General features: G+C 70.5%; 21 protein-coding genes. 15 read left to right on the forward strand and 6 right to left on the reverse strand.

Annotation, left to right across the window (positions count from 1 at the left end; genetic code table 11):
* Positions 1–2 precede the first annotated feature (2 nt).
* Complete coding sequence (gene araA / locus ABD770_RS08055; RefSeq protein ID WP_344819022.1) at positions 3–1,526, forward strand: L-arabinose isomerase; 1,524 nt, start codon at positions 3–5, stop codon at positions 1,524–1,526.
* 6 nt (positions 1,527–1,532) lie between these two features.
* On the opposite strand, the gene ABD770_RS08060 is transcribed toward araA, so the two are convergent.
* From ABD770_RS08060 to ABD770_RS08085, 6 genes are all read right to left on the reverse strand, one after another.
* Entirely contained in the window at positions 1,533–2,318 is a 786-nt protein-coding gene (locus tag ABD770_RS08060; protein WP_344819024.1) for a DeoR/GlpR family DNA-binding transcription regulator, read from the reverse strand.
* A 4-nt stretch (positions 2,319–2,322) separates the two neighbouring features.
* Positions 2,323–3,330, reverse strand: coding sequence for a 4-hydroxythreonine-4-phosphate dehydrogenase PdxA (pdxA, locus tag ABD770_RS08065; protein ID WP_344819025.1), 1,008 nt, complete (start codon positions 3,328–3,330; stop codon positions 2,323–2,325).
* Positions 3,327–4,589 carry a four-carbon acid sugar kinase family protein gene (locus tag ABD770_RS08070; RefSeq protein ID WP_344819026.1) on the reverse strand — a complete coding sequence of 421 codons (1,263 nt, stop codon included), beginning with the start codon at positions 4,587–4,589 and terminating at the stop codon, positions 3,327–3,329. The genes pdxA and ABD770_RS08070 overlap by 4 nt, the downstream gene beginning before the upstream one ends.
* A gap of 434 nt (positions 4,590–5,023) precedes the next feature.
* A complete protein-coding gene (xylB, locus tag ABD770_RS08075) occupies positions 5,024–6,316 on the reverse strand; it encodes a xylulokinase (protein ID WP_344819027.1) in 1,293 nt (430 codons plus the stop codon).
* Between the two features lie 105 nt (positions 6,317–6,421).
* Positions 6,422–7,612: a xylose isomerase gene (gene xylA / locus ABD770_RS08080; protein WP_344819028.1), complete on the reverse strand. Its 1,191-nt coding sequence runs from the start codon at positions 7,610–7,612 to the stop codon at positions 6,422–6,424.
* Positions 7,613–7,707: 95 nt separating this feature from the next.
* On the reverse strand, positions 7,708–8,706 hold the full coding sequence (locus tag ABD770_RS08085) for a LacI family DNA-binding transcriptional regulator (protein WP_344819029.1): 999 nt from the start codon (positions 8,704–8,706) through the stop codon (positions 7,708–7,710).
* A 141-nt stretch (positions 8,707–8,847) separates the two neighbouring features.
* Between ABD770_RS08085 and ABD770_RS08090 the strand changes: the two genes are divergently transcribed.
* The 14 genes from ABD770_RS08090 (at position 8,848) to ABD770_RS08155 (ending at position 25,714) form a co-directional block, all read left to right on the forward strand.
* Positions 8,848–10,143: an ABC transporter substrate-binding protein gene (locus ABD770_RS08090; RefSeq protein WP_344819030.1), complete on the forward strand. Its 1,296-nt coding sequence runs from the start codon at positions 8,848–8,850 to the stop codon at positions 10,141–10,143.
* Between the two features lie 7 nt (positions 10,144–10,150).
* The gene (locus ABD770_RS08095) at positions 10,151–11,161 is read left to right on the forward strand and encodes a carbohydrate ABC transporter permease (RefSeq protein ID WP_344819031.1); all 1,011 of its coding nucleotides are present in this window, start codon (positions 10,151–10,153) and stop codon (positions 11,159–11,161) included.
* Positions 11,158–12,057, forward strand: coding sequence for a carbohydrate ABC transporter permease (locus tag ABD770_RS08100; RefSeq protein WP_425562745.1), 900 nt, complete (start codon positions 11,158–11,160; stop codon positions 12,055–12,057). Before ABD770_RS08095 ends, ABD770_RS08100 begins: the two co-directional genes overlap by 4 nt.
* 2 nt (positions 12,058–12,059) lie before the next feature.
* Positions 12,060–14,483 (forward strand): beta-xylosidase/alpha-l-arabinosidase, encoded by a 2,424-nt coding sequence (locus ABD770_RS08105; RefSeq protein ID WP_344819032.1) that lies wholly within the window; start codon positions 12,060–12,062, stop codon positions 14,481–14,483.
* Between the two features lie 70 nt (positions 14,484–14,553).
* Positions 14,554–15,708: an ROK family transcriptional regulator gene (locus tag ABD770_RS08110; RefSeq protein ID WP_344819033.1), complete on the forward strand. Its 1,155-nt coding sequence runs from the start codon at positions 14,554–14,556 to the stop codon at positions 15,706–15,708.
* Between the two features lie 55 nt (positions 15,709–15,763).
* A complete protein-coding gene (locus tag ABD770_RS08115; protein WP_344819034.1) occupies positions 15,764–17,011 on the forward strand; it encodes a D-arabinono-1,4-lactone oxidase in 1,248 nt (415 codons plus the stop codon).
* Complete coding sequence (locus ABD770_RS08120; RefSeq protein WP_344819035.1) at positions 17,008–17,925, forward strand: aldose 1-epimerase family protein; 918 nt, start codon at positions 17,008–17,010, stop codon at positions 17,923–17,925. Before ABD770_RS08115 ends, ABD770_RS08120 begins: the two co-directional genes overlap by 4 nt.
* 204 nt (positions 17,926–18,129) lie before the next feature.
* Entirely contained in the window at positions 18,130–19,218 is a 1,089-nt protein-coding gene (locus tag ABD770_RS08125; RefSeq protein ID WP_344819036.1) for a ScyD/ScyE family protein, read from the forward strand.
* 398 nt (positions 19,219–19,616) lie between these two features.
* The gene (locus ABD770_RS08130; RefSeq protein ID WP_344819892.1) at positions 19,617–21,143 is read left to right on the forward strand and encodes a CoA-acylating methylmalonate-semialdehyde dehydrogenase; all 1,527 of its coding nucleotides are present in this window, start codon (positions 19,617–19,619) and stop codon (positions 21,141–21,143) included.
* 10 nt (positions 21,144–21,153) lie between these two features.
* The gene (locus tag ABD770_RS08135; RefSeq protein WP_344819037.1) at positions 21,154–22,362 is read left to right on the forward strand and encodes an acyl-CoA dehydrogenase family protein; all 1,209 of its coding nucleotides are present in this window, start codon (positions 21,154–21,156) and stop codon (positions 22,360–22,362) included.
* Complete coding sequence (gene mmsB / locus ABD770_RS08140) at positions 22,359–23,243, forward strand: 3-hydroxyisobutyrate dehydrogenase (RefSeq protein WP_344819038.1); 885 nt, start codon at positions 22,359–22,361, stop codon at positions 23,241–23,243. Before ABD770_RS08135 ends, mmsB begins: the two co-directional genes overlap by 4 nt.
* A gap of 228 nt (positions 23,244–23,471) precedes the next feature.
* Positions 23,472–24,248 carry an enoyl-CoA hydratase-related protein gene (locus ABD770_RS08145; RefSeq protein ID WP_344819039.1) on the forward strand — a complete coding sequence of 259 codons (777 nt, stop codon included), beginning with the start codon at positions 23,472–23,474 and terminating at the stop codon, positions 24,246–24,248.
* Positions 24,245–24,694 (forward strand): putative immunity protein, encoded by a 450-nt coding sequence (locus tag ABD770_RS08150; protein WP_344819040.1) that lies wholly within the window; start codon positions 24,245–24,247, stop codon positions 24,692–24,694. The genes ABD770_RS08145 and ABD770_RS08150 overlap by 4 nt, the downstream gene beginning before the upstream one ends.
* A 36-nt stretch (positions 24,695–24,730) precedes the next feature.
* The gene (locus ABD770_RS08155; protein WP_344819041.1) at positions 24,731–25,714 is read left to right on the forward strand and encodes an SDR family oxidoreductase; all 984 of its coding nucleotides are present in this window, start codon (positions 24,731–24,733) and stop codon (positions 25,712–25,714) included.
* The last annotated feature ends 5 nt before the right edge of the window (positions 25,715–25,719 follow it).

Raw genomic sequence — 25,719 nt, forward strand, 5'->3', positions numbered from 1 at the left:
TCATGACCCGCACACCTCTGACCACCTCGCTCGACGGCTACGAGGTCTGGTTCCTCACCGGCAGTCAGCACCTGTACGGGCCCGAGACGCTCGCACAGGTCGCCGAGCAGTCCCGGGCCATCGCGGATGCCCTGGACGCGGCATCCGAGACACCGGTCCGCATCGTCTGGAAGCCGGTGCTCACCGATTCCGCCGCCATCCGGCGCATCGTGCTGGAGGCCAACGCCGATGACCGTGTGATCGGCCTCGTCGCCTGGATGCACACCTTCAGCCCCGCCAAGATGTGGATCGCGGGCCTGGACGCACTGCAGAAGCCGCTCGCGCACCTGCACACGCAGGCCAACGTGGAGCTGCCCTGGGCCGACATCGACTTCGACTTCATGAACCTCAACCAGGCCGCGCACGGCGACCGCGAGTTCGGGTACATCCAGACCCGGCTGGGCGTCCCGCGCAAGACCATCGTCGGCCACGCCTCCGACCCGCGGGTGCGGGCGGAGTTGGGCACCTGGCAGCGCGCGGCGGCGGGCCTGGCGGCCTCGCGCTCGCTCAGGCTCGCCCGCTTCGGCGACAACATGCGCTTCGTCGCCGTCACCGAGGGGGACAAGACCGAGGCCGAACTGCGCCTGGGCGTGCAGGTGAACACGTGGGGGGTCAACGACCTGGCGGATGCCGTGGCCGCGGCGTCCTCCGCCGAGGTCGACGCGCTCGTGGCCGAGTACGAGGAGCTCTACGACGTCGTCCCCGAGCTGCGGCGCGGGGGAGAGCGGCACCAGTCGCTGCGCGACGGCGCGGCCATCGAGGTCGGGCTGCGCTCGTTCCTGGAGTCCGGCGGGTTCGGCGCGTTCACGACGTCGTTCGAGGATCTCGGCGCGCTCACGCAGCTGCCGGGTCTGGCCGTGCAGCGCCTCATGGCGGAGGGCTACGGCTTCGGCGCGGAGGGCGACTGGAAGACCGCCGTGCTCGTGCGCATCGCGAACGTCATGGGCGCGGGCCTGCCGGGAGGTGCGAGCCTCATGGAGGACTACACCTACGACATGACCCCGGGCGATGAGCTGATCCTCGGCGCGCACATGCTGGAGGTCTCGCCCTCGCTGACCACGGCGAAGCCGAGCCTCGAGGTGCACCCGCTGGGCATCGGCGGCAGGGAGGACCCGGTGCGTCTGGTCTTCACGGCCGATCCCGGCCCCGCCGTCGTCGTCGCGCTCAGCGACATGCGCGATCGCTTCCGCCTCACCGCCAACGTCGTCGAGAACGTCGAGCCGCGTGCGGCGCTGCCCAAGCTGCCCGTGGGCCGTGCGGTCTGGAAGCCGGCGCCCGACTTCACCACGAGCGCGGCGGCGTGGCTGACCGCCGGCGCCGCGCACCACACGGTGATGTCCACGGCCGTCGGCATCGAGGCGTTCCGCGACTTCGCCGAGATGGCGCAGCTGGAGCTGCTGGTCATCGACGAGTCGACGACCCTGCCGGAGTTCCAGAAGCAGGTGCGCTGGAATCAGGCGTACTACCGCCTCGCCCAGGGGCTCTGAGACGTCTCAGCCGGTGGCGGACGCGTCGACGACGACGATCTCGACGCCGTCCGCCCGCAGCGCGTCGAGGACGTCGCGTGGTGCTGAGGCATCGGTGACCAGCGTCCACGGCTTCGGCAGCGGAAGCCAGGCGTTGAACGGACTCGCCCCGATCTTGGGGCCGTGGGCGAGCACGTACACATGCCTCGCACGGCGGACCATGAGCTCTTTGAGCCGGATCTGTCCGAGGTCGGCCTCGCAGATCGCGCCCCGGGCGGAGACGCCGTCCGTGCCGAGGAAGAGCCGGTCGCAGCTCATCCGCTCCACCGCGGCTTCGGTGAGAGGGCCGATGAATCCCTGGCTCAGCGGACGCAGCCGCCCGCCGAGGTTGATGAGGTCGACGCCTGCGGAGTTCGACAGGATGTTCAGCACGGCCAGACTCGCCGTGCACACCGTGACATCGCGGGCGGCGATCAGTGCTTCGGCGACCGCGCTGACGGTCGAACCGGAATCCAGCAGGGCCACCTCGCCCGCGCCGATGCGTCCCGCCGCCCATCTTCCGATCGCGGCCTTCGCCTCGTGCCCCTCGCCGAGACGCTGCTGCAGGGACGCCTCGATGTGTCTCGTCGCCGGCATGACCCCGCCGAACGTCCTCGTGATGCGATCCTCGCTCGTCAGCCGGGCGAGGTCACGACGTATCGTCGATTCGGTCACGCCGAAGCGCCTCACCAGGTCCTCGACCCGGGTGGTGCCCTCGGCGCGGACGAGCTCGACGATCTCGTTCCGACGAACATCCGAAGCCCGCATCTTCATGCCGCTATCTTGTCTCATGTTCGGGTCGAGGGGCGACTTCGATCGCCTGGCGCACCGCTTCGATCATGCTGCGCGAATCGACTCTGCCCGTCCCGGCGATGTCGAACGCCGTACCGTGATCCACGGACGTGCGCGGTACGGGCAGGCCCACCGTGATGTTGACGCCGGCTTCGATCCCGAGGACCTTGATCGGTCCATGGCCCTGGTCGTGGTACATGGCGACGACCAGATCGTAGTCGCCTCGGCCTGCGAGGAAGAACAGCGTGTCGGCGGGGAGTGGGCCGTGCGCGTCGATGCCGTCCCGCTGCGCGGCCCGGACCCCGGGGAGGATCTTGAGCTCCTCCTCGCCGTTGCCGAAGAGCCCGCCCTCGCCTGCGTGCGGGTTGATCGCGGCGACTCCGATCCGCGGGCGAGGATTGCCGGCCGCGACGAGAGCCTGGTGACCGCGACGGATGGTCCGCTCCACGATTCCGGGTTCGATCGCGGCGATGGCGTCGACCAGACCGATGTGCGTGGTGACGTGGATGACGCGCAGGGTCGGCGTGGCGAGCATCATCGACACCTCCGCGGTGTCCAGCAGCTCGGCGAGCAGCTCCGTGTGGCCGGGGTACGGGTGTCCCGCCAGGTGCAGCGCCTCCTTGTTGAGAGGCGCCGTGCAGATCGCCTGCACTTCCCCCCGGCGGGCCAGTTCGCATGCACGAACGATGTACTGGTACGCGGCTTCTCCCGCTGCGGCGGACAGCTCGCCCCACGGCAGGTCGGAGGGGACCTGCCCGAGATCGATCACGTTGATCCTGCCGGGTTCGAAGACGGCGTCCTCGACTCCGTCCACCGGCGCGACCTGCACGTCGATGCCCTGCACGGCCGCTCCCTGGCGGAGGCGCTCGGCGTCCCCGATGACGATCGCGCGGGAATCCGCCACGATCTGAGGGTCGGCCAGGGCGGCGGCGACGATCTCCGGGCCGACGCCGGCGGGATCGCCCATGGTCACGGCGATAAGTGGTCTGTTCATGCGTGATTTCCCTTCGAGACGGCGCGTGCCGTCAAGTCGTCGACCAGGACGGTCAGGCTGTCCTCGCGTCCGTAGCTGCCGGGCCGAGTGATGATCAGCCGTCCGCCGGGCGTGCGCATGCGCACCGCACCGGGCTCGACCTCACCGGTGCGTCGATGCACGCTTCCAAGGACGTCGACGTGTGACACACTCATGGCGTCGAGTGCCCTCCGGGCCGTCTCACCGCCGATGAGGATCAAGGAGAGGTCCGGGTCGTCTCCCGCGAGTGCGGCGGTGACTCGTGCGAGCTGGGCGCTCACGAGAGATGTGCCGTCCTCGACGACCGCGGACACGGCCGCGATTCCGCCGGCCAGGGCCGCCCGAACGGTCTTGGCCGTCCTCTCCGGGTGCGCCAGATCCTGCGCGCTCGCACGGATGACCGGGATCCCATCGGAGAGTGCCGCGAGCTGTGCCTGCGCGATCGGCTCCGCGCTGCCGACGATGATCAGAGCGGGCCTCTCCGCGTCGGAGGGAAGCCGGGACACGTGCTCGGGGCCGCGGATGGCGTGGTCCGACGCGGGTGCACCCGTCGCGATGCTCATTCCCACAGCACGGGCCAAGGACGCCGAACCCGCCAGGGCCGGCCGTGGGAGGACCGACAGCGCCGCGGCGGCGATCCGCACGAGGTCGTTCTCGTCGACGGCATCGCAGAGGACGGTCCGACCGGAGCGGACCGCGGTCGTGATCGATGAACGGATGCTCTGCGGGTCGCGGACCACCGTCAGATCCAGAGGTGACCAGAGCCGGTCCCCGATCGCATCCGCGACCGTGCGCGGGGCATCCGTGCGTTCGTGCCGCCAGGCATCAGTCTCCGACAGGGGTCGCCCGGCCACCGTCACGACGGATCCTTCCACTGTGCGGCGAAGGCGTGGGGATGCCGGGCAGAGCACGACTCCCTGCGTGGGAAGTGCGGACAGAACCAGGTCGATCCTCCCCCGCAGCAGCGAGTCGACCTTGATGAAGAGAAGATCATGCGGAGTCCCGAGCGTGGCTCGGCGGACTCTCGGAGCGATCGCCGCCGGTTCCGCGCTGCGCGTGTCGAGGTCGAGCACGACGGCGCTGGATGCGCTGACCGCATGCGATCCGACTGACGTGTCCTCGTCCGGCTCCTCGGTGAGATCGGCGTCGAGCAGAAGCGTGACATTGGTGACCGTTTCGCGCAGTGCGGCTGCAGTCTCTGCCGCGCCGGTCAGATCATCGGCGATGGCGAGTACGCGCATGGTGACTCCTGACGTCGAGGTCGAATCGGGGCGGAGGTGAGTGGGCGGGGCGTCCGGGGGCGGACACGTGTTGTGAATTACTTGCGGATTTCAAGCTAATACCATTGCGCGAAACGCGCAACTATGGTTCTGCCTCGCGTGCGGCGCCTCAGTGGACCGTACACGGTGGTTGAGGCCGACAGCGACCGGAGACCTGGCACCGCGCCTGTGGGCGTTCGTTCCGGATGCCGTCTTTGCCCGACGCGACAGCGTTCTGGGCATCGGCCTGCTGCCCATCGACTCGAGACGCCATGCACCTGCACCCGCGGCTATCCGGCTCAGCCGCTGAGAAACCACATTCCGTGTGAGACATCACGCCTGAGCGCGTGCGTCTCAGGCGGAATATGGTTTCTCGACGGGACGCGTGCCGGGGGAGCGCAGGGCGGGCAGGGGAGTCAGCGCGGAGGGAGGACGGATGCGGCCTGGCGGGCCGCACCGAGGGCGACGTACTCGGCGGGGGCGGGGACCTCGACGGGGATGCCGAGCACGAGCGGCGCGATCTCACGCACGGCCTGCGACTGCGCGCCACCGCCGATCAGCAGGGCGCGTCGCAGTGGGACGCCCTGCTCCCGCAGGGCATCCAGTCCCGCGCCGAGGCCCGACAGCATCCCCTCCACGGCCGCACGCGCGAGGTTCTCGCGGGTGGTGGAGGCCAGCGTCATGCCGGACAGCGTGGCGGTGGCGTCGGGCAGGTTCGGGGTGCGCTCTCCCTCGAAGTACGGCTGCAGCGTGAGGCCGTCGGCGCCGGCGGATGCCGTGAGCGCCAGCTGCGAGAGGCCGTCGTGGTCCACGCCCAGCAGGCGCGCGATGGCGTCGAGCACGCGCGCCGCGTTGAGGGTCGCGACCAGCGGGAGGAAGCGCCCCGAGGCGTCGGCGAAGCCCGCGACCGTCCCGGTCTCATCGTGCACGGCCCGCTCGCTGACGGCGAAGACGGTGCCGCTCGTGCCGATCGACACGACCGCGTCGCCGACGGCCGCGCCGACGCCCAGCGCGGCGCCCGCGTTGTCGCCGGCACCGGGAGCCACGAGCCTGCCGTCGGCATCCGTCACCGACTCGGCGGGGTCCAGCACACGCGGCAGCACGGCGTCGTGTCCGAGCGCCGCGGAGAGCAGCTCGCGGTCGTATTCCCCGGTCTCCGGGTTCCAGTAGCCGGTCCCGCTGGCATCCGACCGGTCGGTCACCAGCTCCTCGAGGTCGGGGCGCTCGGGGCCGAACCCGCGCAGCCGCCAGGTCAGCCAGTCGTGCGGGAGGGCGACGGCGGCGACGCGCGCGGCGTGCTCCGGCTCGGCGTCGCGCAGCCAGCGCAGCTTCGTGATCGTGAACGACGCCACCGGTACGAGCCCCGTGCGCCGCGCGAGCTCGGCCGCGCCGAACTCCGCGATGAGGTCCGTCGCCGCCCCTGCGGAGCGGGTGTCGTTCCACAGCAGGGCATCGCGGATGACGGCGCCCGAGGCGTCCAGCGCGACCATGCCGTGCTGCTGCCCGCCGATCGACCAGGCCCGCACATCGGCCATGCCACCGGCATCCGTGATCGCCGACTGCAGCGCCGCCCACCACGCCTGCGGGTCGACGGAGGTGCCGTCGGGGTGCGACGCGCGACCGGTCCTCACGACGGCGCCGGTGTCGGCGTCCGTGATCACGACCTTGCAGGACTGCGTCGACGAGTCGACGCCCATCACCAGTGCCATGTGCGGCATCCTCTCATCTGCGCCGTGCGGTCATGCACGGAGGTTGTGCGGCCGAGACCCCGTCCCTGTGCGGGGCGGGGTCTCGGCGTACGGGAAGGGTGCGGCTCAGCGCGCGCCCAGCAGGTGCTCGGTGGCCAGCTGCTGCAGGCGCACGAACCCGAAGCCCCTGCCGCCGAAGTACGCGGAGGCGTCGAAGTCCTCGTACGCGCTGCGGTCGGCGAGAAGTGCGTCGTACGTCTCGCCCTCGCCGAGCGTGGGCTCGCGGAGCTCGGCGACCTTGGCCGCTGCCAGTGCTTCCTGCACCTCGGGGTCGGCGCGGAACGCGGCAGCGCGCTCCTTGAGGAGCAGGTAGGTGCGCATGTTCGCGCTCGCGGAGTCCCAGACGCCGTTCTCGTCCTCGGTGCGGCTGGGCTTGTAGTCGAAGTGGCGGGGGCCGTCGTAGGCCGGTCCGCCCTGGGGGCCGCCGTGCTCGAGCAGGTCGACGAGCGCGAACGCGTTGTGCAGGTCGCCGTGGCCGAACACGAGGTCCTGGTCGTACTTGATGCCGCGCTGGCCGTTGAGGTCGATGTGGAACAGCTTGCCGTGATACAGCGCCTGGGCGATGCCGGCGGCGAAGTTGAGCCCCGCCATCTGCTCGTGGCCGACCTCGGGGTTCAGGCCCACCAGCTCGGGGCGCTCCAGGGAGTCGATGAACGCCAGCGCGTGGCCGACCGTGGGCAGCAGGATGTCGCCGCGGGGCTCGTTGGGCTTCGGCTCGATCGCGAAGCGGATGTCGTACCCCTTGTCGGTGACGTACTCGCCGAGCAGGTTCACGGCCTCGCGGTAGCGCTCCAGGGCCGCCTGGATGTCCTTGGCGGAGTCGTACTCGGCGCCCTCGCGCCCGCCCCACATGACGAACGTCTTCGCACCCAGCTCGACGCCGAGCTCCAGCTGGCGCAGCACCTTGCGCAGGGCGTAGCGACGCACCTGGCGGTCGTTGGAGGTGAAGCCGCCGTCCTTGAACACGGGCGCGCTGAAGAGGTTGGTGGTGACCATCGGCACGACCAGGCCGGTGTCGGCCAGGGCGCCCTTGAGTCGGTCGATCTGCTTCTGCCGCTCGGCGTCCGTCGAGCCGAACGCGAACAGGTCGTCGTCGTGGAAGGTGAGACCGTACGCCCCGAGCTCCGCGAGCTTCTCGACGGCGTGCACGACGTCGAGCTGCGGCCGGGTCGGTCCGCCGAACGGGTCGGTGCCGTTGTATCCGATGGTCCAGAGGCCGAACGAGAACCGGTCGGCCTTGGTGGGAGTGAGTGCCATGATGATCCGCCTTCAGCGACGTCGTTGAAATGTTGTAGGTCAGAACATATCAAGATGAGGCGACGGATGCAATGCCCTGAGCGGGCATTCTTCGATCAGCGCGACGGCGCCGCCGTCGACCGGCGAGCGCGCAGCTCCGCCGGCATCCGGACGTCCTCCCGCCCGCCCCCCGCCAGCATGGACAGCAGCACTCGCACGGCGGCCGCTCCCATCTCGGTCAGCGGCTGGCGCACAGTGGAGAGCTGCGGCACGTGCGAGGCGGCCTCGGGGATGTCGTCGAAGCCGATGACCGAGAGGTCGTCGGGGACGCGCAGCCCCCGCTCGCCGGCGACACGCATCATCTCCAGCGCCGACAGGTCGTTGGCGGCGAACACCGCCGTCGGCGGGTCGGCGAGCGCCAGCAGCGCGTGGGCTCCGGCCGTGGAGTCCGCCGTCCGGTAGCCGCCGTCGGCGACCAGGGCGGCGTCGAACGGGAGGCCCGCCGCGGCCAGCGCGCTGCGATACCCCTCCTCGCGCTGCCGGGCGGAGATGAGGTCGGTGCGTCCGCGCAGATGGCCGATGCGGGTATGACCGAGGGAGATGAGGTGCTCGGTGGCCGCCCGAGCGCCGTCGGTGTTGATGACGCTCACCGTCGACGGCCATTCCGGACCCTCGTGCGGGTCGATGGCGACGATCGGCACCGAGGCCGCGGGGGGAGTGGAGGTCGGGGTGACGACGATGGCGCCGTCGATGAGCGTCCCGCCCAGGCGGGACAGCGACCGACGCTCCCAGCCCCTGTGGTCGCCGGCGGAGATGCTCCCGGCGTAGGCGAGCACGTCGTACTCCGTGCCCTGCAGCGCTGTGGAGACGCCCTGGAGCAGCTGCAGTGCGAAGGGCTCGAACTCCGCGACCAGCACTCCGATCACCCCGGTGCGCTGCCGCCGCATCGAGGTCGCCACCAGTGAGCTCTCGTATCCCAGCTCGTCCACCACGCGCATCACGTGGCTCATGGTCGATGGCGCGACGCCGTCGCGCCCGTTGATCGCCTTGGACACGGTGGCGACGGAGACGCCGGCGGCCTGAGCGACATCGTGAATGGTGATGCGACGCGTCATGCGTTCACTCTACTGTTAGAAAACGTTATCGATAACGATTGACACATCGGCCTCGACCTGTCAGAGTGGGCCGAAAGCACATTGGGTGGAGTCGGCAACAAATGCGGTCGACCCGCTGAAAACTCGAAGAGGAGACGCAGCATGAAGATCCGAAAGGCTTTGGTCGCCGTCGGCGTGGCCGCCGCGACCCTGGGAATGCTCGGGCTCACCGCCTGTTCCGGCGGTGCGGATGAGCCGAGCGCAGACGGCAAGACCACGCTCACGATGTGGCACAACTCCACCACGGGCCCCGGCAAGGCTTACTGGGACGACGCGGCCGCCGCGTTCCACGAGGAGAACCCCGATATCACGATCGAGGTGACGTCGATCCAGAACGAGGACATGGACGGCAAGCTGCAGACCGCGGTGAACTCCGGTGACATGCCCGACATCTTCATGGCACGTGGGGGCGGCAAGCTCGCCGACATCGTCAGCGCCGACAAGGTCAAGGACCTCACGGACCTCATCGACCCGGACGTGAAGAGCGCGTTCGGAGAGGCGCCGTTCAGCGCCTTCACCGTCGACGGCAAGATCTACGGGATGCCCTCCGCCGTGCTCCCCGGCGGATTCTTCTACAGCAAGGACCTGTTCGAGCAGGCCGGGATCACCTCCGAGCCCACCACCCTCGATGAGCTCAGCGACGCCGTCACCAAGCTCAAGGCCGCCGGCATCGAGCCCATCGCGCTCGGCGCGAAGGCGGCATGGCCGGCCGCGCACTGGTACTACTTCTTCTCGCTGCGCGCCTGCGGGCAGGAGCTGATCGAGAACCTCGCCACCGACCCCGACTTCTCCGACCCGTGCTGGCTGGAGGCCGCGGAGAACTTCGAGAAGTTCGCCGCCACCGAACCCTTCGCCAAGGGCTTCCTGACCACCGACCCGCAGGAGGGCGCCAACTCCTCCGCCGGCCTCATCGCCAACCACAAGGCCGCCATGGAGCTCATGGGCGCCTGGGACGTGGGCGTGATCGCCAGCCTGACCCCCGACGAGAAGCCGCTGCCCGACCTGGGCTGGTTCCCGTTCCCCGACCTGGCTGACGGCGCCGGTGCTGACGGCGCCATGATGGGCGGCGTCGACGGCTACGCGTGCGCCAAGGACTCGCCGACCGCGTGCGAGGACTTCCTGAACTTCGTCTCGTCGAAGGAGTGGCAGGAGAAGTACGCGGTCGCCTTCCAGACCATCCCCGCCTCGCAGGAGGCCACGGGCGCGGTCACCGATCCGTCACTGATGCCGCTGATGGAGGCCTACCAGAAGGCGCCGTACGTGGCGCTGTGGCTCGACACCGCCCTCGGCCAGAACGTCGGAAACGCGCTGAACACCAGCGTCGTCGAGATGCTCGCCGGCCAGGGCAGCCCCGAGAAGCTCGTCGAGACCGTCACCGCGGCCCAGGCGAGGGGCTGACCATCTGATGCACACCCAGGCACTGCAGAGCACGTCGGTGCCTGAGAGGGGCGCCGTCACCGGGACGGGCGCGCAGCCCGCCCCGGTGCGGCGGTCGCCGCGGGCCGATTGGCGCAAGCGCGGCGAGATCGCGCTCCTCTCGGGCCCCGCACTGATCATGTTCGTCGGCTTCGTCATCTTCCCCGTGGTGATGGCCGCCTTCTACGGCTTCTTCAAGTGGAACGGCTTCGGCTGGCCCACCGAGTTCGTCGGACTCGACAACTACATCCTCATGTGGCAGGACGAGACATTCCGCGAGGCGGTGTGGCACAACGGGATCATCGTCGTGCTGTCGCTGGTCCTGCAGGGGCCGATCGCCATCCTCTTCGCGCTGCTGATGAATCAGAAGATCCACGGGCGCTCGATCATCCGCATCCTGATCTTCGTCCCCTATGTCATCTCCGAGGTGATCGTCGGCGTCGGCTGGAGCCTGATGCTGCAGGACTCCGGTGCACTGAACTCCCTGCTGGAGAAATGGGGTCTGGGCGCCCTCCAGCAGTCCTGGATCGCCGACCCGGCCATCGCGATGACGTCCCTGATGATCATCATCACGTGGAAGTACCTCGGCTTCGCCGTCATCCTCATGCTGGCCGGGATGCAGTCCATCCCCGAGGAGCTCTACGAGGCCGCCGCCATCGACGGCGCCGGCTTCTGGAAGATCCAGTGGACCATCACCGTCCCGCTGCTGGGGCCGACCATCAGGATCTGGGCGTTCCTGTCGATCATCGGATCGTTGCAGCTCTTCGACCTCGTCAACATCATCTGGGGCCAGTACATCGCCGCGACGGCGGGCACCTCGACGATGGCGACCTACATGTACCAGAACGGCCACCTGGCCGGCAGCTACGGATACGGCAACGCCGTGGCCGTGATGCTGTTCATCATCACGCTGATCGTCGCGCTGTTCTATCAGCGCTTCGTGCTGCGCCGCGACACCGACGGCGCGCTGACAGGCGATGGCGGAAGGAGGCGCAAGTGAGCGCCGAGACGCTGAACACGAAGATCGCCATCCGGGCGATCACCCCCCAGGGGCGCCGCCGCCGCGTGCGCGATTCCGGAGTGAAATGGGGCAGCCCCGCGGTCTACCTCGCCGCCCTCGTGCTGGTCACCGTCTGCATCACGCCGGTGCTGTACGTGATCATCGGCGGATTCCGCACCAACTCGCAGATCACCCTCGACCCTTCCGGGTTCCCCGCGCCGTGGCAGCTCAGCAACTACGGCGACGTGCTGATGAGCTCGGAGTTCTGGGTCGCGATGCTGAACTCCACGATCTCCGCGGTGGCCACCACGGCCGGTGCGGTCATCCTCGGGGTCATGGCCGGCTACGTCATCGCACGGTACGACTTCGGCGGCCGCGGCGTGATGTACTCGCTGTTCGCGGCGGGGCTGATGTTCCCCGTGACCGTCGCCATCACGCCGCTGTACATCCTCGTCCGCAACCTCGGACTGGTGAACTCGCTGGCCGGCATCATCCTGCCGCAGATCGCGTTCGCCCTGCCGATGACGATCATCATCCTCGTTCCGTTCCTGCGGGCCATCCCGAAGGAGCTCGAGGAGGCGGCGTCGATCGACGGCGCCTCGCGACTGGGCTTCTTCTGGCGCATGGTCATCCCGCTGAGCCTGCCCGGCGTCATCACGGTCGGCATCCTCGCCTTCGTCGGCGCGTGGAACGGCTACATGCTGCCGCTGTTCATCCTCAACGACCAGGCGCTGTTCACCCTGCCGCTGGGTGTGCAGGACTTCGCCTCGCAGTACTCGGTCGACACCGCACGAGTGCTCGCATACACCTCGCTGTCGATGCTCCCCGCGCTGATCTTCTTCAGCCTGTTCGAGCGTCGCATCGTGGGTGGACTGACCGGAGCGGTGAAAGGCTGAGAATGACCCACGAAGCACCCACAGCGACCGTTTCCACGGATGCCGGGATTCCGGCGCTCCCCATCGTCTCCGAGCGCGTCAGCGCCCTGCTGGCGGAGATGACGCTGGAGGAGAAGGCCGCGCAGCTCGTCGGCTATTGGCTCGACAGGGGCGGCGAGGTGGTGGCGCCCATGCAGAACGAGATGGGCGCGTCACAGGCATCCGGCGCCCTGGCCGAGATCACCCGCGACGGCATCGGGCACTACACCCGCGTGTACGGCACGCGCCCCGTCGACCCCGCCGAGCGCGCGGAGTGGCTGTGGGCCGAGCAGCGCCGACTCCAGCGCGAGACGAGGCTGGGGATCCCGGCGCTCGTGCACGAGGAGTGCCTGACCGGGCTCGCCGCGTGGAAGGCCGCGACCTTCCCCACGCCGCTGGCGTGGGGGGCGTCCTTCGACCCCGAGCTCGTCGCCCGGATGGGGGCGCTGATCGGCGGCTCCATGCGACAGCTGGGCATCCACCAGGGTCTCGCGCCCGTGCTCGACGTCGTGCGCGACCCCCGTTGGGGTCGCGTCGACGAGTGCATCGGCGAGGACCCGTACCTGGTCGGCACGGTCGGCACGGCCTACGTGCGGGGTCTGCAGTCGGAGGGCGTGCACGCCACGCTCAAGCACTTCCTCGGCTACTCGGCCTCGCGCGCCGGGCGCAACCACGCCCCGGTCTCCGCGGGCCCGCGTGAGGTCGCGGACGTGTTCCTGCCGCCGTTCGAGATGGCGATCCGCGACGGCGGAGTGCGCAGCGTGATGAACAGCTACGCGGAGATCGACGGCGTCCCCGTCGCCTCCGATCCCGAGCTGCTCACGGGCGTGCTGCGCGGCGACCTGGGTTTCGACGGTGTGGTCGTCGCCGACTACTTCGCCGTCGCCTTCCTCGAGGTCATGCACCAGGTGGCGGCGGACCGCGGGGAGGCCGCCGAGCGGGCGCTGAAGGCCGGGATCGACGTGGAGCTGCCCTCCGGGGACGCCTACCTCGCGCCGCTCGTGGAGCGTGTGCGCTCCGGGTCCCTCGACGAGGGGTACATCGACCGCGCAGTGCTGCGCGTGCTCGCGCAGAAGGAGCAGCTGGGGCTGCTCGAGGCCGACGCGTTCGAGGACGCGCCGCCCGCGCACATCGACCTCGACACCCCGGAGCATCGCGACGTCGCCCGGAGACTGGCCGCCGAGTCCCTCGTGCTGCTCTCCAACGACGGCGTGCTCCCGCTGGCGGGCACGGCGACCCGCATCGCCGTCATCGGCCCGAACGCCGACCGGTCGGCGGCGCTGCAGGGGTGCTACTCGTTCGCCAACCACGTGCTGGCCCACCACCCGGGCCACGAGCTCGGGTTCGAGATCCCGACGGTGCGCGAGGCGATGGCACAGGCGCGACCGGATGCCGAGATCGTCCACGTCGCCGGATGCGACGTGGAGGGGGATGACCGTTCGGGCTTCGCCGCCGCGGCCGCCGCCGCGTCGAACGCCGACGTCGCGATCGTCGTCGTCGGGGATCAGGCCGGGCTGTTCGGGCGCGGCACGGTCGGCGAGGGCAACGACGTGGAGTCCCTCGACCTGCCCGGCGTGCAGCGCGAGCTCGTCGAGAGCCTGGTGTCCACGGGAACCCCCGTCGTCATGGTGCTCGTCACCGGCCGACCCTACGCCATCGACTGGGCGCTGGACGGCGTCTCCGCGCCGGCGGCCGTGCTGCAGGCGTTCTTCCCCGGAGAGGCCGGCGGCACCGCGATCGCGGAGGTCATCACCGGGGCGGCGAACCCCTCGGGGCGCCTGCCGGTGAGCCTGCCCCGGTCGGCCGGGGCGCAGCCGTACAGCTACCTGCACCCCGTGCTGGGCGGCCCCTCCGACGTCACCTCCACGGATCCGACCCCGCTGCGGCCGTTCGGCTTCGGGCTGTCGTACTCGACGTTCGCGTACGAGGACATCGAGGTCAGCGGCACGACGACGACCGACGGGCGCTTCACGGCATCCGTCCTCGTGCGCAACACGGGTGATCGGACGGCCGTCGACGTCGTGCAGCTCTACGGCCGCGATCCGGTCGCGAGCGTCACGCGACCCGTGGCGCAGCTGCTGGGATACGCGCGCGTCGAACTGGAAGCGGGGCAGCAGCGCCGTGTGCGCTTCGACGTCCCCGCCGCGCGCTTCGCGTTCAGCGATCGCCGGATGGTGCGCGTGGTCGAGCCGGGGGACGTGGAGGTGTGGGCGGCATCGCACTCCGGCGCCGCCGGCGCCGCCACGGGACTGGAGCAGACCACCGGCGGGGCGATCTCCAACGAGCGCACCCGGACCGAGCAGATCCTTCCCGGCTCCGCCACCGAGCGGGCGACTGTCGTACTGACCGGTGACGTGCACGCCGTCACCGCCTCGGACGAACGGTTCGTCGGCGTCTCCTTCGAATGACGACGGTGATCCGACCGGCCTGCGTGTCGTGCGAGCCGGTCGTCGGCCCGGTGATCGGTAGCCTGGGACGATGAGCGAACGCGCGACGACCGTCGAAGGTGTGCGCCGCACGAATCTCGGCGAGGTCCTGCGCCTCGTCCACCATGGCGGCCCGCGCTCGCGCGCGGTCATCACCTCCGAGACGGGTCTGAACCGGTCGACGGTGTCCGATCTCGTCTCCCGCCTCGTCGACGGCGGCCTCGTCGTGGAGCGCGACCCCGACCCCACCCGGCGCGTGGGGCGTCCCTCGCCGATCGTCGCCGCGAGCCGGGACGTCGTCGCGATCGGCGTGAACCCGGAGATCGACGCCGTCGAGGTCGGCGCGGTCTCGCTGGGCGGCGCGGTGCGCATCCGCGCCCGCGTCGACATCGCGCACCCCGCCGAGGCGGATGTCGTCGACATCGTCGTGCGCACCGTCGACGCGTGGCGCGCGGACGCCCTGCGCGGATGCCGCATCGTCGGCGTCGGCGTGGCGGTGCCCGGCCTCGTGCGCACGGAGGACGGACTCGTGCGTCTCGCCCCGCACCTCAAGTGGTACGACGCCGACATCGCGGGGCCGTTGCAGGAAGCGCTCGGCCTCCCTGTCGTCGTCGGCAACGACGCCTCGTTCGGGGCCAGGGCGGAGCGGCTCTTCGGCGCCGCCCGCGAGCACGAGAACGTCGTCTACCTCAACGGCGGCGCCAGCGGCATCGGCGGCGGTCTCATCCTGCACGGGCGACTCATCGGGGGTGCCGGGGGCTATGCCGGCGAATGGGGGCAGACGGTGGCCAGTCTCGCCGACCCCGCCGACAGCCGTGTCGGCGGAGGGGTGCTGGAGGACGAGGTCAACAGGGCGCGGCTCGTGCGGGCCGCGGGGCTGACCGCGCCCGACGACGCGGAGCTGGAGCGCGGGCTGACCGCGACGCAGGCCGCCGTCGAGGAGACGGCCAGGCAGCGCCGCATCCTCGCCGCCACGCTCGGCAACGCCGTCAACGTGCTCAACCCCTCGGCGATCGTCCTGGGCGGCTTCCTCGGCAGCCTCCGTGACGTCGACCGCGCGGGATTCGACGAAGGCGTGCGCTCACGAGCACTCGCCGTCTCCGCGGAGGACCTGCAGCTGGCATCCGCCGCACTGGGCGAGAACCGGCTGCTGATCGGCGCGGCCGACGCGGCTATGGAGCCGCTGCTGTCCGACCCACTCGGCTGAGCCGCGGCGGCATGGCGAGCACACGATATCCGAACGGATCACGAGGAGGAGCCCGATGAGCGAGGAGCGCAACTGGGCGGGGAATCTCGGCTATCGAGGGACGGTCGCCCATCCGACCGATCTCGACGAGGCGCGGAGCCTGATCACCGCCGGCGGCCCGGTGCGGACCCTGGGCACCCGGCACTGCTTCAACGACATCGCCGACACGACCGGCACGCTGATCGCACTGGACCGGATGCCACGGGTGTTCGAGATCAGCCCCGAACGCGACGCGGTGCGAGTGTCGGCCGCCCTGCGCTACGGGGACATCGCCCCGCTGCTGGAGGCGGAGGGACTGGCGCTGTCCAACCTCGCCTCGCTGCCGCACATCTCCGTGGCAGGTGCCGTGGCCACCGGCACGCACGGATCCGGCGACGCCATCGGGTCCCTCGCGACGGCCGTGCGCGAGCTGACCCTGCTCACGGCGTCCGGCACGCTGCTGACGCTCCGTCGCGGGGACCCGAGGTTCGCCGGAGCGGTCGTCGGGCTCGGGGCGCTGGGCGCCGTGATCGAGCTCGTGCTGGACGTGGAGCCCACCTACCGGGTGGCGCAGCGCGTGTACGACCGGCCCCGCTGGGACGCCGTCCTCGCCGACCTGGACTCCGTGACCTCCGCGGGCACCAGCGTCTCCGTCTTCACGACCTGGCAGCGCACCGACTCCGCCGATCAGCTCTGGATCAAGCAGCGCGGAGACGCCGACCTCGCCGGCGATCTGCCCGCCCGCCTGGGGGCGGTGCCGGCCGACGCGAAGCGGCATCCGATCCTCGGCGTCGACGCCGAGGCCTGCACGGACCAGGGCGGGGTGCCCGGTCCCTGGTATGAGCGTCTGCCGCACTTCCGGCTGGAGTTCACGCCGTCGGCGGGTCAGGAGCTGCAGAGCGAGTATCTCGTGCCGCGTCGCGATGCGGTCGCCGCGCTGGAGGCCGTACGGTCGCTGGCGGGCCGCATCGCCCCACTGCTGCTGGTCACCGAGGTGCGCACGATCGCCGCGGACGAGCTGTGGCTGAGCACCGCGCACGGTGCGGATGCCGTCGCCGTGCACTTCACCTGGCGCCCGGACGAGGGCGCCGTGCGGGCGCTGCTGCCGACCATCGAGGCCGCGCTGCCGGCATCCGCCCGCCCGCACTGGGGCAAGGTGTTCACGTTCGACGGGGCCGAGGTGCGCCGCCGTCACCCCCGGTGGGACGAGTTCGCGGCGCTGCGCGCCGAGCTCGACCCGGACCGGCGGTTCGTCAACGACTATCTGGAGAGGCTGGGGCTGTGACCGAACCCCGTTCAGGACGGCAGGTGCGCATCGCCGCACATGGGTATCGGGCGGACATCGCGAGCGTCGGTGCGACGCTGCGTGCGCTGACGTTCGAGGGCCGCGACCTCGTCGTGTCGTTCGAGGCCGACCAGGTGCGCCCCGCGTATCGCGGGACGACGCTGGCGCCCTGGCCCAACCGGATCGTCGACGGCACGTACTCCTTCGCCGGCGAGCAGCACCGCCTCGCGCTCACGGAGCCCAGCCGGGCCCAGGCCCTGCACGGCCTGGTGCTCTGGCAGGACTTCGCCGTGCAGGACGCCGCCGCCGACCGCGTGCGTCTCGCCGCTGTCATCCCGCCGCAGGCCGGCTACCCGTTCCGCGTCGAGGTCGCCGTCGACTTCCGTGTGGACGCGGACGGCCTGCACCAGAGCGTCACCGGCCGCAACCTCGGCGTGGATGCGGCGCCCTGGGGCACGGCGCCGCATCCCTATCTCACCGCCGGGGACGAGCGCGTCGACGACTCGGAGCTGCTGCTGCCGGCGGCGTCCGTGCTGACGGTCACCGCCGACCGGCTCAGCCCGCTCGCGCTGGAGTCCGTGGACGAGCACCCCGAGTGGGACTTCCGCACCGCGCGCAGGATCGGCGACGTGTTCATCGACCATGCGTTCACCGGGCTGAGGCGGGATGCCGAGGGCATGGCGGAGGTGCGGCTGCGCGGGGCTTCCGGCGCGGGCGTCGCGATGGTGTGGGATGCGGCCTGCCCCTGGGTGCAGGTGCACACCGCCGACCTCCCGGACCGAGCGCTGAGCCGTCGCGGTCTGGCCGTCGAGCCCATGACCTGCCCGCCGGACGCCTTCAACTCCGGCACGGACCTGGTGGTCCTCGCCCCCGGCGCCTCCCACACGGCCGGCTGGAGCATCCGCTCGCTCTGACCCCGACGCGGACGGTGCGCCGACAGGAATCTCCGTACTGGCACGGAGATGTGCCGCGGACTCTTGCGCGGGCGCACGGACAGCGACATCATCCGATCAGGCCGTCATCGGAGTCGGCCCACCGACAGCCGGACGCCCGGGGAGGCTCCGTCCGGTCCCGTCATCGTCCGGCAGGGACGCCGGACGCGAACTCGGAGGTCTCTCATGCACAGCATCCGATCGATCATCGCGGTGGGGGCTGCGGCGGCGCTCGCTGTGGCGTTGCCCGCGCCCGCGACGGCCGCGCCCGCCCCGCCCGCCCCGCAGGTGTGGTCGGATCAGGCAGTCATGCCCTTCGGCATCACCTCGGACGGTCAGCGCGTGCTGGTCGCCGACGGGGTGACGGGGACGGTCGGCCAGCTGCAGCCCGACGGGGCGATCACCCCGATCATCACGGGTGCGGCGGGCACGACCAGCATCGCCACGCGCGGCGCGTGGATGGCATACACGTCGTCCGTCGAGGAGGGGGAGGAGACGCCGCCGCTGGAGAGCGGGCTGAACATCCGCAATCCCAGGGGCGACACGATCTACGTCGACCTGCACGAGTACGAGTACGCGAACAATCCCGACGGCGTGAACACCTACGGCTTCACGGACGGATGCCTCGCAGACGGCGGCAGCAACGCCGGCCTGCTCGACGCCCACGCCTACACGGTCGTGCCGTACCGCGGCGCGTGGCTCGTGGCCGATGCTGGGGCGAACGTCGTCTGGCGGGTGAGCGACAGCGGCGACATCAGCGTGTTCTCCGTCCTCCCGCCCATCCCGCTCACGGTCGACGCGCAGATCCAGGGCATGATGGGGCTGCCCGACTGCGCCCTCGGCTCCACGTTCAATGCGGAGCCGGTGCCGACGGGCATCGCCGTGGGTCCGGGAGGCGCCGTCTACGTCAGTACGCTCCCCGGATTCCCGGGGATGGCGACCGGTGCTGGGCAGCTGTGGCGGGTCGACAGCAGCGGCGCGGCGACGCCCATCGCCTCCGGCCTGGCGGGCCCCACCGCCATCGCCATGGCGGGACCGCATGCGCTGTACGTCGCGCAGCAGTTCGGCGGCGGCATCGCCACGGTGTCCACCTCGGGCGAGCAGCTGGACTTCATCCCCCTGCCGAACGCCCTGGCGGTCTGGACGGCCTCGAACGGGACGCTGTGGGCATCCACCTCCGCCGTGACGGATGAGGCCGGAAACCCGACCGCACCCGGCATGATCGTCAGCATCTCGAAGGGGAAGGTGACGGTGCAGGGCCACGTGATCCGCTGACCTCCTCGGCGGAGCCCGCCGAGACGGAAGAGACCCCCGCCGACCCGATTCGGCGGGGGTCTCGCGGTCTGAGACCGCGGCGGGAGCGATGCGCTCACCGCGGCGCGGAGCGGCCGGCACCCGTTCCGGTCTGCGACGACTCGCCGCGCAGATACAGGTGTACTCGCGACAGGTTGCCGGACGGTGAACGCCGGGAGAACATCGCGGCTTCCGCAGCACAGCGGCGGGGAAGGTCGGCATCCGAACGGATGCCGACCTTCCCCTGATCGGGCGTGACGGTGTCGGCTCTGCCATCCTCGACGATGCCGATCCGTTGATAGTAGGGATACCTAGTAAATTCATGGGCGCCCGACTACACTGGTCACAGTGTCCGATGCTGCGCGAAGGAGTGTTGCATGATGACCCGTTTCATCCCCCATTTCGTAGGCGGAAAGTCGCTGGATCCCACCCAGGGTCGTGTCGCCGACGTGTTCGATCCCGGCACGGGGGCCGTGCAGGCGCGCGTGCCGCTCGCGGATGCCGACGAGGTCCGCGCGGCCATCGGGAACGCCGCCGCGGCGCAGCCCGGCTGGGCGGCGACCAGCCCGCAGAAGCGCGCCCGGGTCATGATGCGCTTCGTCGAACTCGCCCACCGGCACATGGACGAGTTGGCACGCCTGCTCTCCAGCGAGCACGGCAAGACCATCGAGGACGCGAAGGGCGACGTCCTGCGCGGACTGGACGTGATCGAGTTCTGCATCGGGGCCCCGCACCTGCTCAAGGGCGAGTACTCCACGGAGGCAGGCACCGGCATCGACGTGTACTCGATGCGCCAGCCGCTGGGCGTGGTGGCGGGCATCACCCCGTTCAACTTCCCCGCCATGATCCCGCTGTGGCAGGCCGGTCCCGCACTCGCCGGCGGCAATGCGTTCGTGCTCAAGCCCTCCGAGCGCGACCCCTCCGTGCCGGTCCGGCTGGCGGAACTGTTCCTCGAGGCGGGCCTGCCCGCCGGCATCCTCAACGTCGTTCACGGCGACAAGGAGGCCGTCGACGCCATCCTCACCGACCCGCGCATCCAGGCCGTCGGGTTCGTCGGCTCCACCCCGATCGCCGAGTACATATACGCCACGGCCACGGCGAACGGCAAGCGCGCGCAGTGCTTCGGCGGCGCCAAGAACCACCTCGTGGTGATGCCCGACGCCGACCTCGACCAGGCCGCGGACGCCCTCATCGGCGCCGGTTTCGGTTCGGCCGGGGAACGCTGCATGGCCATCTCGGTCGCCGTGCCGGTCGGTGAGGAGACGGCGGATGCCCTGGTCGCGAAGCTCCGCGAGCGCATCGACGGACTGACGGTCGGCCACGGCTCGCAGGACGGCGTCGACTACGGACCGCTGGTCTCCGCGGCGTCGAAGGCGCGGGTCGAGGGTCTGATCCAGGAGGGCGTGGACGCCGGTGCCACGCTCGTCGCCGACGGCCGCGGTCTGGTCGTCGAGGGATACGAGAACGGCTTCTACCTCGGCCCGACCCTGTTCGACCGCGTCACCTGCGACATGTCGATCTACCGGGAGGAGATCTTCGGCCCGGTGCTCTCGGTGGTCCGCGCCGCGGACTACGAGGAGGCGCTGGCCCTGGCATCCGACAACCCCTACGGCAACGGCGTGGGGATCTTCACACGCGACGGCGACGCCGCCCGCGATTTCGCGGCGCGCGTGAACGTCGGGATGGTCGGCGTGAACATCCCCATCCCGGTGCCGATCGCCTCCTTCACGTTCGGCGGCTGGAAGGCGTCCGGATTCGGCGACCTGAACCAGCACGGCGCCGACGGCTTCCGGTTCTACACCAAGACGAAGACCGTGACGAGCAGATGGCCGTCGCACGGCGTGCGCCACTCGGGAACCGATCGACAGGCAGAGGGCGCCGGCTTCGTCATGCCGACCATGAACTGAGGACCCGAGGATGACCATGATCGACACCACCGTCACCGCCGAGGAGCGCGAGGCGATCCTCGGCGCCGTGCGCGACTTCGCCGAGACCGAGCTCGCGCCCCACGCCGCCGAGCGCGACGAGAAGCACCTCTTCCCGCGCGAGACCCTGCACCGGGCCGGTGAGCTCGGCCTGGGCGGCATCTACGTGCGCGAGGAGTTCGGCGGCACGGGTCTGGCGCGCGTGGACACCGTCGCGATCTTCGAGGAGCTCGCGAAGGGTGACCCCGCCGTCGCGGCGTACATCTCGATCCACAACATGGTCGCGTGGATGATCGACACCTACGGCGACGACGTGCAGCGCGGCCGGTGGTTGCCGGTGCTGACCGCCATGGAGCAGTTCGGCGGGTACTGCCTCACCGAGCCCGGCGCGGGGTCGGATGCCGCGAACATCGCCACCAGAGCCGTGCGAGACGGCGACGACTACCTGCTCACGGGTGTGAAGCAGTTCATCTCGGGTGCGGGGGAGGCCGGCGTCTACGTCGTCATGGCGCGGACCGGGGAAGCGGGCTCCGGTGCACGGGGGATCAGCGCGTTCCTCGTCCCCGGCGACGCCGACGGGCTGAGCTTCGGCGCGCCCGAGCGGAAGATGGGCTGGCACGCGCAGCCGACCCGCCAGGTGATCCTCGACGGCGTACGGGTGCCGGCATCCGCTCTGCTCGGCTCGGAGGGCCGTGGTTTCGCGATCGCGATGTCCGCGCTCAACGGCGGGCGACTGAACATCGCCGCCTGCTCGCTGGGCGGTGCGGCATGGGCGCTGGACCGTGCCGTGGCGTACGTGCACGAGCGTGCCGCGTTCGGCGAGCCGCTGGCGGAGAAGCAGTCGATCCTGTTCACGATCGCCGACATGCGCACCGAGCTGCAGGCCGCCCGCCTGATGGTGCGCGACGGTGCGCAGGCCGTCGATGAGGAGGCTCCGGATGCAACCATGCGCTGCGCCATGGCCAAGCGCTTCGCGACGGATGCCGGGTTCGACATCGCCAACAGGGCCCTGCAGCTGCACGGCGGCTACGGGTACCTCCAGGACTACGGGATCGAGAAGGTCGTGCGCGATCTGCGCGTGCACCAGATCCTGGAAGGGACCAACGAGATCATGCGACTCATCGTCGGACGGGAGATGCTGCGGCCCGCGGGATCCGCCACCCAGCAGCGGGACGAGAACACGCTGCGGAGGGCATCATGACCCGCATCGCGTTCCTGGGACTCGGGCACATGGGTCTGCCCATGGCCGCGAATCTGGTGAAGGCCGGTCACGAGGTGCACGGCTACGACCTCGTGCCGGCCGCCGTGGAGGCGGCGCGCACCGTCGGCATCCCGATTGCGGACAGCGGGGCGGATGCCGTGGCCGATGCCGAGGTCGTGATCACGATGTTCCCGGCGGGGAGGCACGTGATCGCCGCGTATCAGGACGAGCTGCTGGCGGCGGCCCGTCCGGGCACGCTGTTCATCGAGTCGTCGACCATCGCCGTGGACGAGGCGCGCACCGCCCATCGGCTGGCCGTCGATGCGGGGCACCGCAACATCGACGCCCCGGTGTCGGGCGGTGTCGTGGGCGCGGAGGCGGGCACGCTGGCGTTCATGGTCGGAGGGTCGGACGAGGACTTCGAGGCGGCCCGCCCGCTGCTCGAGGTCATGGGCAGGCGCATCGTGCACTGCGGTGGGCCAGGTCTCGGCCAGGCCGCGAAGGTGTGCAACAACATGATCCTCGGCATCTCGCAGATCGCCGTCGCCGAGGCGTTCGTGCTGGCCGAGCGTCTGGGGCTCGAGCACCAGGCCATGTACGACGTCGTCTCTCAGGCATCCGGGCAGTGCTGGGCGCTGACCACCAACTGCCCCGTGCCCGGCCCCGTGCCCACCAGCCCGGCCAACCGCGACTATCAGCCCGGTTTCGCCGGCGCCCTGATGGCGAAGGACCTGGGACTCGCGCTGCAGGCGATCGAGCAGACCGGGACGGATGCCCGGATGGGCCGCCTCGCGCAGCAGATCTACGCGGCGTTCGCCGACGGGGAGGGCGCCGGCCGGGACTTCTCCGGCATCATCACCAGCATCCGCTCCCTCCCCTGACCCCTGCCTGTCCTGCCCGCCTGCTCTGACCCAGCCATGCCGCCGTTGCGTTTCCCCGCCAAAGTTGCGATATGCGGCCGGATGCTCGTGATTTGGCCGCATATCGCAACTTTGGCCGTGGGGGTGAGGGCACAGGGCGAGGGGGCGGTGAGGTAGGGCAGGGCAAGCGGACAGGGTGGGGATGGAATACTGGAGGGGCCGCAGAGTCGCGGCTGAGGGGAGTGCCACATGGTCGAGTACGAGACGATCCTCGTCGAACAGCGAGGACGGGTGGGGTGGATCACCCTCAACAGGCCGCAGGCGCTCAACGCTCTGAACGGCACGGTGTCCGAGGAGGTCGCCGACGCGGCATCCGGCTTCGATGCGGACGACGGCATCGGCGCCATCGTCGTCACCGGCTCCGAGAAGGCCTTCGCCGCCGGAGCGGACATCAAGGAGATGGAGTCCAAGACCGCGGAGGAGATGATCGCCACCGACCACTTCGGCGCCTGGACGAGATTCGCCGCCGTGCGCACCCCCGTGATCGCCGCGGTGTCCGGCTATGCGCTGGGCGGCGGATGCGAGCTCGCCATGATGTGCGACATCATCCTCGCCGCCGACACGGCTGTGTTCGGCCAGCCCGAGGTCAACCTCGGCGTCATCCCCGGCATGGGCGGCACGCAGCGCCTCATCCGTGCGGTCGGCTACTACAAGGCCGCAGAGCTCATCCTTTCCGGACGCAGGGTGAAGGCGGACGAGGCGGAGCGCATCGGCCTCGTGTCGCGCATGGTTCCGGCATCCGATCTCCTCGACGAGGCCACGAGGCTCGCGGAGACCATCGCGTCCAAGTCGCTGCCGTCGGTCTACGCGGCCAAGGCGACCCTGGATGCCGCGATGGAGACGTCGCTCGCCGATGGCCTCGCCGTCGAGAAGCGCGAGTTCGCGGCTCTGTTCGACACCGCCGACCAGAAAGAGGGGATGGCCGCCTTCCGCGAGAAGCGCCCCCCTCGGTTCCAGCACCGATGAGCGCCGCATCGGACGTGCGGCCGGACGTCACGGACCTGACCCTGTCGGTCACGGACCGGCGGGAGCTGGTGGAGTGGACCATCGCCTGCGCCGAACGCCTGCTGCCGCTGTTCCGTGCGCAGCGCCCGGACGACGACCGCCCGCGCGAGGCGCTGGAGGCCGCTCGCGCGTTCATGCGCGGCGAGATGGACATCGACGATGTGCGCGAGCGCGCGTACGCCAGCCACGCGGCGGCCCGGGCCGCCGATGACCCGTCGGCACTGGCAGCCGCTCGCGTGTGCGGGCAGGCCGCGGCGGTCGCCCACATGGCCGGCCACGCCCGCCAGGTGCCGCGCTACACGGCGAAGGCGTTCCCCGGCGACCGCGCCCGTCGAGACGAGGAGCTCGCCTGGCAGCGCATGAACGTGCCCGAGCGCTTCGACACGTACGTGTACGAGGGGGACTGACCTGGCGCGCGTCCCCATCGCGGTACTGTGCTGTGCATGGCTTCCACGAAGGTTCTGTTCATCGGCGGCACGGGCATCATCTCCTCGGCGGCCAGTGCGCTCGCCGTCGAGCGCGGATTCGAGGTCACGCTCCTCAATCGCGGCACATCGCGGCGCGCGCCCGCCGACGGGGTCGAGGTGCTGACCGCGGACATCGAGGATGCGGCATCGGTGGATGCCGTGCTGCGCGGCCGTGAGTTCGACGTCGTCGCCGACATGATCGCCTTCACCCCCGACCAGGTGCAGCGCGACATCGATCGCTTCGAGGGGCGCACGGGTCAGTACGTGTTCATCAGCTCGGCATCCGCCTACCAGAAGCCCGTCTCGCGCCTGCCGATCACCGAGTCCACCCCGCTGCGCAATCCGTACTGGCAGTACTCCCGCGACAAGATCGCGTGCGAGGAGCTGCTGAACACCGCCTACCGCGACCGCGGCTTCCCCGTCACGATCCTGCGGCCGTCGCACACGTACGACAAGTGGACGATCCCGGCCGTCGGCGGCTGGACCGTGATCGACCGGATCCGTCGCGGCAAGGAGATCGTCGTGCACGGCGACGGCACCTCGTTGTGGACGCTCACCCATGCGGATGACCTCGCGGTGGGTTTCGTGGGTCTGCTGGGCAACCCGCTCGTGCTCGGCGACGTCTTCGGCATCACGAGCGACTTCGTGTACACCTGGAACGACATCTACACGATCCTGGGCAGAGCGGCGGGGGCCGAGCCGAGGATCCGCCACATCCCGACCGCCGAGATCGAGGCCGCAGATCCTTCCCGTGCCGGGAGTCTGTCGGGCGACAAGGCGCACTCCGTGGTCTTCGACACCACGAAGATCCGCCGGGTCGTCCCCGAGTTCAACCCGGTCATCCCGCTGCACAGGTCGGCGATCGAGTGCATCGCCTGGCACGACGCCCACCCGGAGCTCCAGCGGGTGGATGCCGAACTCGACGCCCTCTTCGACCGGCTGCTGGCGCAGCGCGCCTGACCCGC

This window comes from Microbacterium soli (genome assembly GCF_039539005.1).
Taxonomy (GTDB): domain Bacteria; phylum Actinomycetota; class Actinomycetes; order Actinomycetales; family Microbacteriaceae; genus Microbacterium; species Microbacterium soli.

Bases quoted from the DNA above. Each gene is read 5' to 3' on its own strand.
- araA (WP_344819022.1), top strand. From the start codon at position 3: ATGACCCGCACACCTCTGACCACCTCGCTCGACGGCTACGAGGTCTGG.
- ABD770_RS08060 (WP_344819024.1), bottom strand. From the start codon at position 2,318: ATGAAGATGCGGGCTTCGGATGTTCGTCGGAACGAGATCGTCGAGCTC.
- pdxA (WP_344819025.1), bottom strand. From the start codon at position 3,330: ATGAACAGACCACTTATCGCCGTGACCATGGGCGATCCCGCCGGCGTC.
- ABD770_RS08070 (WP_344819026.1), bottom strand. From the start codon at position 4,589: ATGCGCGTACTCGCCATCGCCGATGATCTGACCGGCGCGGCAGAGACT.
- xylB (WP_344819027.1), bottom strand. From the start codon at position 6,316: ATGGCACTGGTGATGGGCGTCGACTCGTCGACGCAGTCCTGCAAGGTC.
- xylA (WP_344819028.1), bottom strand. From the start codon at position 7,612: ATGGCACTCACTCCCACCAAGGCCGACCGGTTCTCGTTCGGCCTCTGG.
- ABD770_RS08085 (WP_344819029.1), bottom strand. From the start codon at position 8,706: ATGACGCGTCGCATCACCATTCACGATGTCGCTCAGGCCGCCGGCGTC.
- ABD770_RS08090 (WP_344819030.1), top strand. From the start codon at position 8,848: ATGAAGATCCGAAAGGCTTTGGTCGCCGTCGGCGTGGCCGCCGCGACC.
- ABD770_RS08095 (WP_344819031.1), top strand. From the start codon at position 10,151: ATGCACACCCAGGCACTGCAGAGCACGTCGGTGCCTGAGAGGGGCGCC.
- ABD770_RS08105 (WP_344819032.1), top strand. From the start codon at position 12,060: ATGACCCACGAAGCACCCACAGCGACCGTTTCCACGGATGCCGGGATT.
- ABD770_RS08110 (WP_344819033.1), top strand. From the start codon at position 14,554: ATGAGCGAACGCGCGACGACCGTCGAAGGTGTGCGCCGCACGAATCTC.
- ABD770_RS08115 (WP_344819034.1), top strand. From the start codon at position 15,764: ATGAGCGAGGAGCGCAACTGGGCGGGGAATCTCGGCTATCGAGGGACG.
- ABD770_RS08125 (WP_344819036.1), top strand. From the start codon at position 18,130: ATGCACAGCATCCGATCGATCATCGCGGTGGGGGCTGCGGCGGCGCTC.
- ABD770_RS08130 (WP_344819892.1), top strand. From the start codon at position 19,617: ATGACCCGTTTCATCCCCCATTTCGTAGGCGGAAAGTCGCTGGATCCC.
- ABD770_RS08135 (WP_344819037.1), top strand. From the start codon at position 21,154: ATGACCATGATCGACACCACCGTCACCGCCGAGGAGCGCGAGGCGATC.
- mmsB (WP_344819038.1), top strand. From the start codon at position 22,359: ATGACCCGCATCGCGTTCCTGGGACTCGGGCACATGGGTCTGCCCATG.
- ABD770_RS08145 (WP_344819039.1), top strand. From the start codon at position 23,472: ATGGTCGAGTACGAGACGATCCTCGTCGAACAGCGAGGACGGGTGGGG.
- ABD770_RS08150 (WP_344819040.1), top strand. From the start codon at position 24,245: ATGAGCGCCGCATCGGACGTGCGGCCGGACGTCACGGACCTGACCCTG.
- ABD770_RS08155 (WP_344819041.1), top strand. From the start codon at position 24,731: ATGGCTTCCACGAAGGTTCTGTTCATCGGCGGCACGGGCATCATCTCC.